The sequence below is a fragment of the Azospirillum sp. B4 genome, assembly GCF_000333275.1.
GTDB lineage: Bacteria > Pseudomonadota > Alphaproteobacteria > Azospirillales > Azospirillaceae > Nitrospirillum.
In genome coordinates this window covers 1-8295 of sequence record NZ_BACU01000717.1, presented here as the reverse complement: position 1 = coordinate 8295, position 8295 = coordinate 1, and the positions used below count along the sequence as shown (strand labels likewise).

8 protein-coding genes are annotated in these 8295 nt (G+C 66.9%); 5 read left to right on the top strand and 3 right to left on the bottom strand.

The window, feature by feature from the left end:
* The 5 genes from I55_RS32215 to I55_RS32195 form a co-directional block, all read left to right on the top strand.
* Positions 1-684, top strand: a 684-nt coding sequence (locus I55_RS32215; RefSeq protein WP_044564822.1) for a helix-hairpin-helix domain-containing protein, incomplete at its 5' end; no start/stop codon positions are given.
* Between the two features lie 73 nt (positions 685-757).
* Complete coding sequence (gene pgsA, locus I55_RS32210; protein ID WP_044564821.1) at positions 758-1390, top strand: CDP-diacylglycerol--glycerol-3-phosphate 3-phosphatidyltransferase; 633 nt, start codon at positions 758-760, stop codon at positions 1388-1390.
* 5 nt (positions 1391-1395) lie between these two features.
* The gene (moaD, locus tag I55_RS32205) at positions 1396-1647 is read left to right on the top strand and encodes a molybdopterin converting factor subunit 1 (protein WP_044564820.1); all 252 of its coding nucleotides are present in this window, start codon (positions 1396-1398) and stop codon (positions 1645-1647) included.
* A gap of 1 nt (position 1648) precedes the next feature.
* On the top strand, positions 1649-2125 hold the full coding sequence (locus I55_RS32200; RefSeq protein ID WP_044564819.1) for a molybdenum cofactor biosynthesis protein MoaE: 477 nt from the start codon (positions 1649-1651) through the stop codon (positions 2123-2125).
* A gap of 228 nt (positions 2126-2353) precedes the next feature.
* On the top strand, positions 2354-3658 hold the full coding sequence (locus I55_RS32195) for a hybrid sensor histidine kinase/response regulator (RefSeq protein ID WP_044564818.1): 1305 nt from the start codon (positions 2354-2356) through the stop codon (positions 3656-3658).
* A gap of 222 nt (positions 3659-3880) precedes the next feature.
* Here the strand turns inward: I55_RS32195 and I55_RS32190 are convergent, their stop codons facing one another.
* The 3 genes from I55_RS32190 to I55_RS32180 form a co-directional block, all read right to left on the bottom strand.
* Positions 3881-5224 (bottom strand): DUF1329 domain-containing protein, encoded by a 1344-nt coding sequence (locus I55_RS32190; protein WP_044564817.1) that lies wholly within the window; start codon positions 5222-5224, stop codon positions 3881-3883.
* Positions 5225-5445: 221 nt separating this feature from the next.
* The gene (locus tag I55_RS32185; RefSeq protein WP_044564816.1) at positions 5446-7239 is read right to left on the bottom strand and encodes an acyl-CoA dehydrogenase C-terminal domain-containing protein; all 1794 of its coding nucleotides are present in this window, start codon (positions 7237-7239) and stop codon (positions 5446-5448) included.
* 66 nt (positions 7240-7305) lie between these two features.
* The coding region (locus I55_RS32180) for an enoyl-CoA hydratase/isomerase family protein (RefSeq protein ID WP_044564815.1) at positions 7306-8295 on the bottom strand (990 nt) is incomplete at its 5' end.

Sequence of the window (8295 nt, the reverse complement as noted above, 5' to 3'; positions counted from 1 at the left end):
CTGGAGGCCCCGCCCGCCCGCATCGAGATCTACGACAACAGCCACATCCAGGGCGCCCACCCCATCGGCGGCATGGTGGTGGCCGGCCCCGACGGCTTCATCAAGAACGCCTACCGCAAGTTCAACATCCGCGACCCCAAGGCCGCCGGCGACGACTTCGCCATGATGCGCGAGGTGCTGACCCGCCGGTTCGAACGCGCGCTGAAGGAGGACCCGGAGCGCACGGGCGACACCTGGCCCGACCTGCTGCTGATCGACGGTGGCGAGGGACAGCTGGGCGTGGTGGTGGAGGTGCTGGCCGAACTGGGACTGTCCGACATCGCCCTGGTGGGCATCGCCAAGGGACCCGACCGCGACGCGGGGCGGGAGCGCTTCTTCATGCCCGGCCGCGCGCCCTTCGGCATGGATCCGCGCGACCCGGTGCTGTACTTCCTGCAGCGCCTGCGGGACGAGGCCCACCGCTGGGCCATCGGCAGCCACCGCCAGCGCCGGGAAAAGGCCATCAGCGCCAGCCCGCTGGACGAGGTGGCGGGCATAGGGCCGAAGCGCAAGAAGGCCCTACTGCTGCATTTCGGCTCCGCCCAGGCCGTTTCGCGCGCAGGACTGGCGGACTTGCGCGCGGTGGACGGGATATCGGACACCGTGGCCAAAATCATCTATGACCACTTCCATCCGGACGGCTAAACTCCACCTTCATGAGACCGCGTCCCCTCGCGCCGCCTGAGACCGCCCCCGCCTGAAATCGCCGGACCGCTTCATGCTGACCAGCCTGCCCAACCTGTTGACCCTGTCGCGGATCGCGCTGATTCCCGTCATCCTGGCCCTGCTGTGGTTCCCGGCGACGTGGACGGCCTGGACCGCCGCGGGCCTGTTCGCCCTGGCGGGCATCACCGACTATTTCGACGGTTACCTGGCGCGGGCGTGGCACGAGGAATCGATCATCGGCCGCTTCCTGGACCCCATCGCCGACAAGCTGTTGGTGGCGGCGGTGCTGTTCCTGCTGGTGGCCGACCACAAGATCGCCGGCCACGCCGTGTTGCCCGCCGTCATCATCCTGCTGCGCGAGGTCATGGTATCGGGCCTGCGGGAGTTTCTGGCCGGCCTGCGCGTGGGCGTCCCCGTCTCCCGCCTGGCCAAGTGGAAGACCGCCATCCAGCTGATGGCCATCGGCTGGCTGATCGTCGGCGACCATGGGCCCGCCATCCTGTATCCCCGGGTGGTGGGCGAGATCGGGCTGTGGGCCGCCGCCGTGCTGACCCTGATCACCGGCTGGGATTACCTGCGCGCCGGCCTGCGCCATATGCTGGCCCCCACGGGCGGCATGCCGGCCCCGGAACCCGCCAAGGCCGCCCCCGCCCCGGCGGCGACGCCCGTGCGCACGGGGGCGTGAGGACCATGCGCATCCTCTATTTCGCCTGGCTGCGCGCCAAGATCGGCATGTCGGAGGAAGAGGTGGCGTTACCGGCCGGCGTGGCCACCACCGGCGACCTGATCACCTGGCTGGCCTCGCGCGGCCCCAATTACGCCGACGCGCTGGCCAACCGCGCCGTGGTCAAGGTGGCGGTGAACCAGGACTATGTCGGCCTGGATCATCCCCTGGCCGCCGGGGATGAGGTCGCCCTGTTCCCGCCGGTGACCGGGGGTTGACATGGCCATACGCGTCCAGGCGGAGGATTTCGACGTGGGCGCCGAGTTGGCGGCCCTGACGGCCGGCAACACCGCCATCGGCGGCGTGGCCAGCTTCGTCGGCCTGGTGCGGGATATCGCCCCCGGAAGCCAGACCGGTGGCGACGCCGTCGGCGCCATGACCCTGGAACACTATCCCGGCATGACGGAGCGGCAGCTGGCCGCCATCGAGGCCGAGGCGCGGGCGCGCTGGCCCCTGGACGCCGTGCTGATCATTCACCGCCACGGCCGCCTGCTGCCCGGCGACCGCATCGTGCTGGCCGCCTGCGCCAGCGCCCACCGCGCGGCGGCGTTCGAGGCGTGCTGGTTCCTGATGGATTGGCTGAAGACCAAGGCCCCCTTCTGGAAGCAGGAGGAAACGGCGGAGGGTTCCCGCTGGGTCGCCGCCAAGGACGAGGACGACGCGGCGGCGGCGCGCTGGTCCACCCGCACGCCGTGAGCGGCCAGCGGCGGACAGACATCCAACAACATCGGACAATTTTTAGGTATCGAGTCAACCGGGCTGTTCACACCCGGTTTACGATATGAATCTAATACCTCCGACCTAGTCTCTGACTCATTAACTAAACCGCCGTCCTAGACTTTGCTTTTAGTAATGGCGACGCGTACGGCGCGCGACATGGCGGTGGAAATCCTGTAAAGTGGGGCACCAGCTCTAGATGCCCCCATGCCCGAACTACTCAAGAACTCGGCCAACCTTTTGGGCCAATATCAACGCAATGCCACCATCTTGCTGGTGGACAGCAACCAGGGATTGTTAATCTCACTGGTTGATGTGTTACGCCACGGCGGCTTCCGCTTCGTCCATTGCCGGCAGGATCTGCGCAGCCTGCCGCAATACTGCCGTGAGCTGTCGCCGGACGTGCTGGTGGTGAACCAACCGGGCGACACGCCGTCCGCCGTCAACGCCCTGCTGGCCTCCCTGGGATCGCTATCGTCCCTTCCCGCGGCCCAGCGCCCCACCCTGCTGCTGCGCACCGGCGCCCTGGACGCCACCGCGCGGAATGAGGCGCGTCGCCTGGGCGTCAGCGATTTCATCGCCCAAGGCTGCCACCCGGCGGAGGTGGTGACCCGCGTGGCCTGCGCCGCCCACCTTCAGTTCCTGGGCCGCCAGGAGGCGGAACAGCAGCGGCAGGTCGACGCCCAGGTCCGGGACCGCACCGCCCGCCTGCTGGAGTCGCTGGAAGCCATGCAGGAACGGGAGCGGACGCTGCTGGCGGCGCTGGAGCATACCCGCACCGAAATTCGGCAGAAGGCGGACTTCCTGGCGCACGCCACGCATGAGCTGCGCACGCCCCTGAACGCCATCCTGGGCTTCGCCGACCTGCTGCGGCGGGAGTTCCACGGATCGCTGGGCGACGCCCGTTATCTGGAATACGCCGAGGATGTGCACGCCGCCGCCAGCCACATGGCGGCCGTGGTGGACGACACGCTGGACCTCAGCCGGGCCGAGTCGGGCCAGGTGACGCTGGACATCCGCGACATCGACATCGGCCGCGCCGTGCATGACAGTACCCGCATGCTGCGCACGCTGGCCGCCGACTGCGGCGTGGACTTGACGGTCAAGCTGCCGGACCGGCCCCTGCACCTGCGCACCGACCCGGAAAAGGTGCGGCAGATCATCCTGAACCTGGGCTCCAACGCCCTGAAGTTCACGCCGCGTGGTGGCCGGGTGACGGTTGAGGTGCAGGCCGACAACAGAGGCGGGGCCTTGATCCTGATCGTGCGCGACACCGGCGTGGGCATGGCCCCGCATGAGCTGCCCATCGCGCTGAAGCCGTTCGGCCAGGTGCGCGGCGCCCAGCAGCCGGGCGTGCGCGGCACCGGCCTGGGCCTGCCCCTGACCAAGCGCTTCGTGGAGATGCTGGGCGGCACGCTGGACATCGCCAGCGTGCCCGGCCGGGGCACCATCGTCACCGTACGCCTGCCCGCACCGGAGAATGACACCGGCGACGCGCGGGCCACGGCTTGAGACGAGTTCTCCAGACGCCTTTACGTTTAGGGAAACTTGACCGGCACCATTCCCGCCGGTGAAAAAGAAAAAGCCCGCGAGAGGTGCGTCCTTCCTCCCGCGGGCTTTACGCATCCGGCGGACCTGAACCCGGCCGGCTGCGATCTCAGTGGGGACCGGCCCGCAAGGGCCGGTTGTCGGCGGCGGGGGATGTCCCTCCCCCGCCGCCAACCTCATGGAACCTCAGCGCACGCCAGAGCGGCGCAGGCTGTCCGGCGAGAAATCGGACGCCGTCAGGCTGACGTTGAAGTTGTAGGGCTTTTCCTGGTTGGTGAAGCCGCTGGCGGTGTAGCGGCCCGACTGCAGGTCGTACACGGCGAACAGGCCCGCCCAGTAGCTCTGGATGTCATAGAAATTGATGCCGTGGGCCTCGGTCACGCGCCACAGCTGATCGCGGCTGTCGTACTGGTCGGCGACCAGGATGCCCCAGCTGTCCTCGTCGACATAAAAGGTGCGGCGAGGATAGATGTGGCTGGTGCCGGACTTCAGCTTGCCCTCAACCACCCATACCCGGTGCAGCTCATAGCGGGCGTAGTCCTGGTTGATATGCTTCGGCTTGATCAGCTGGTCGTAGGTCAGCTTGTCGCTTTGCAGCTGATAGGCGTTGTAGGGGACGTACATTTCCTTCTTGCCAATCAGCTTCCAGTCGTAGCGATCGGGAGAGCCGTTGAAGACGTCCAGCTGGTCGGAAGTGCGCAGACCGTCCGAGGCCGTGCCCGGGTTGTCGTAGGCGACATTGGGGGCGCGGCGCACGCGGCGCTGACCGGGATTGTAGGTCCAGGCGTTACGCGGTTCCTTCACCTGGTCCATGGTTTCATGAACCAACAGGATTTCACCCGCCAGACGCGCCGGCGCCGTCACCTCCTGCTGGAAATACAGCGAGGTCTGGCCGTCCGGACCGGTGTCGGAATAGAGGAACTTCGACTTTTCGTCGATGTTGATCATCGTGTAGGAGCCGTCGGACTGCGGGTTGGCCGCACCGTACTGGCGTTCCAGCTGCTTGCCCTTCCAGCGCAGGATGTGGTTCCACACCACCTCCACGCCCGACTTCGGAATCGGGAAGGGCACACCGACCTTGGCCCCATCCACGCCATTGCCCTCATCCACCAGCTTGGCGCGGGTGGCGTTGGCCAGAGTCTCGTCATAGACGCTCTTCGGCAGCGAGGCGCTGCGGTGCGTCGGATAGACGTTCATCTTGTAGTCGGGATACTGCTTCAGCAGGGCCTTCAGGCCCTCCGGCAGCTTGTCCGCGTACTGGGCCATGTTCTGGCCGCTGATGGTGAACAGGGGCTTGTCGCTGGCATAGGGATCGACGTAGACGCCGCCGGGCTTGTATCCGGCGGGCGGGGCGGTGATGCCGCCGGTCCATTCCGGGATGGTGCCGTCCTTGTTGCCCGCCTTCTCGGCGCCGTTCGGCGTCAGGGTCTTGCCCAGATCAGCCGCGGACTGCGCCATGGCGACGCCCGCCATGCCTCCCAGAAAGACGGCGAAGGCGCCGCCGACCAACGCGGTGTTGCTCCACTTCATCCTTTTTCCTCCCTTATGCGCCCGGAATTTTACCGACGCGCGTGCGTCTCATTAGCCGAGTAAACCCTGGTCCAAACGCTTTGTTCGAGGATCCTCCCACCTCTAGGACAACCGTCCCGGGATTGGCGTTTGATCCTCTCATTTCAATAGTTTGGTCGATGCCGGCCCGACGCGCAATGGCTGTCGAACCGGCACCGCCGGAGAAAAGGCAGGTGTGGGGCTCAGAACAGGTCGGCCTCCAGGTCCATGACGGTCTTGGCGCCCGACATCAGGGCTTTGAAACGGAAATCCACCTCGGGCAGCAGGCGCTGCACGAAGAAGCGGGCGGTCTTGATCTTGGCCTCGTAGAAGCCGTTCTTGCCGTTGCCGCCCTCGGCCAGCTTGGCGTTCGCCACCTTCACCATGCGCAGCCACATCCAGCCCAGGGCCACCAGGCCGAAGATGCGCAGATAGTCGGTGGAGGCCGCCCCCGCCTCGTCCGGGTTCTTCATGCCCTTCTGGGCGACGATGGCCGTGGCCTGCTGCAGCTTGCCGAAGGCCTTGGCCAACGGACCGGCGAATTCCAGCAGGTCGGTGTCTTCCATCGCCGTCTCCAGTTCACCCGCCAGCGGATGGAAGAAGCGGCGCAGCAGGCGGCCCATGTCCTGGCCCAGCTTGCGGCCCACGAGGTCCAGCGCCTGGATGCCGTTGGCGCCTTCGTAGATCATGGCGATGCGGGCATCGCGCACGAACTGCTCCATGCCCCATTCGCGGATGTAACCGTGGCCGCCGTACATCTGCTGGGCCATGGTGGCGCATTCGTACCCCATGTCGGTGAAGTAGGCCTTCACCACCGGGGTCAGCAGGGCCACGAACTCGTCCGCCTCGGCGCGGGCCTTGGGATCGGGGTTGTGGGCCGCCTGGTCCAACTGGATGCCCACCCAGTAACCCAGGGCGCGGGCGCCCTCGGTGAAGGCCTTGATGGTCATCAGGTTCTTGCGCACGTCCGGATGGACGATCAGCGGATCGGCCGCCTTCTCCGGCTCCTTGGCGCCGGTCAGGGATCGGCCCTGCAGACGTTCCTTGGTGTAGGTCAGCGCGTTCTGGTAGGCGACGGTGGCGATGCCCAGGCCCTGCATGCCCACGCCCAGGCGGGCGGCGTTCATCATGGTGAACATGGCGCGCATGCCCTTGTGGGGCTCACCCACCAGCCAGCCCTTCGCGTCATCGAAGTTCATGACGCAGGTGGCGTTGGCCATGATGCCCATCTTGTGCTCGATGGAACCGCACATGACGCCGTTGCGCGGACCGGGCTGGTTGTCCTCGGTCGGCAGGAACTTGGGCACCAGGAACAGGCTGATGCCCTTCACGCCCGGCGGCGCGTCCGGCAGCTTGGCCAGCACCAGGTGGATGATGTTGCTGGTCAGGTCGTGTTCGCCGGCGGAGATGAAGATCTTGGTGCCGGTGATGTTGTAGCTGCCGTCGTCGTTGGGGACGGCCTTGGTCTTGATCAGGCCCAGGTCGGTGCCGCAGTGCGGCTCCGTCAGGCACATGGTGCCGGACCACTCGCCCGTGGTCATCTTGGGCAGGTAGGTGTCCTTCAGCTGATCATTGCCATGGGTGTGGATAGCGTTCCACGCCCCCTGGGTCAGGCCGGGGTACATGGCGAAGGCCATGTTGGCGGAGATCAGCAGTTCCTCCAGCACGAAGGTGATGGCATGGGGCAGGCCCTGGCCACCGTACTTCGGGTCCATGGACAGACCCTGCCAGCCGCCGTCGACGTAGGCTTGGTAGGCTTCTTTGAAGCCCTTGGGCGTGCGCACCACGCCGTTCTCGTAGTGGCAGCCTTCCTCATGGCCGGGGCGGTTGAGGGGCTGCAGCTCGTTCTCGCAGAGCTTGGCCGCCTCTTCCAGGATGCTGGAGACGAGGTCGCGGGTCGCGTCCTCGAAGCCCGGCAGCTTGGTCAGCTGATCGGCCTGCAGCAGGTCGTTCAGGACGAAATCGATGTCTTCGAGCGGCGCCTTGTAGGTCGGCATCGGAGAATTCCTTGATCTCTGGGAGACGCCGGGACGGTCGCCCGCCCCGGCCCCAAGACGAGAGCGTCAGTTGCGCAGCGGCTTGCCGGTGGACAGCATGTGGTCGATGCGGTCGATGGTGCCGGGCGTGCGCACCAGGCGCATGAAGGCCTCGCGCTCCAGGTCCAGCAGGTCGTCCTCGGTCAGCACCGCGGTGATGTCGGTGTCGCCACCGGTCAGCACCCAGGCCAGTTCGCCGGACACCACCACGTCGTGGTCGGTGGCCTTGCCCTGGCCGTGGAAGCCCTCCACCGCCATGTCCAAGGCCACGCGGGCGCCGGGGCCGGGCAGGCGGATTTCCAGCGGTTCCGGCGCCTTGTAGTCCTTGGCCAGTTCCAGGGCCTTGGCCTTGGCGTCGGCCAGCAGCCGGTCGCGGTTCATGGTGATGCCGTCGGTCGGGCGCAGGATCAGCATCTCCTTCGCCTCGAACGCCGACTTCGCCACCTTGGCCGTGCTGATCATCTCGAAGGCCTTGGCGATGGGCGGCATGGGCCCACCCGGGCGCTTCTTGTTGTAGGTGTGGCGGTACAGCATCTCCTTGCAGCCGCCCCAGCCGGGCACCAGGCCCACGCCGACCTCGACCAGGCCGATGTAGCTCTCGGCATGCGCCTGCACCGCGTCGCAGTGCAGCAGGATCTCGCAGCCGCCACCCAGCGCCATGCCGGCGGGGGCGCCCACCACCGGGAAGGGCGCGTACTTCAGCGCCTTGTAGGTCTGCTGGCCTTCCGAGGTCGCCTGCTCGATCTGCGGCCAGAGCGCGATGTTCAGCGCGAACAGGGCCAAGCCCAGGTTGGCGCCGACGGAGAAGTTGTCACCCTCGTTATGGATGACCAGCGCCTTGTAGGCGCCGGACTTGCCATCGCCGATGATGTCGATGGCCTTGCGGTAGAGCGCCATCACCTGGTCGTCCAGGGCGTTCATCTTGCCGGTGAATTCCAGGCACAGCACGCCGTCGCCGATGTCCCAGAGGGCGGCGGAGGCGGTCTTGGCCACGGGCTTGCCGGCGGCGCGCTTCAC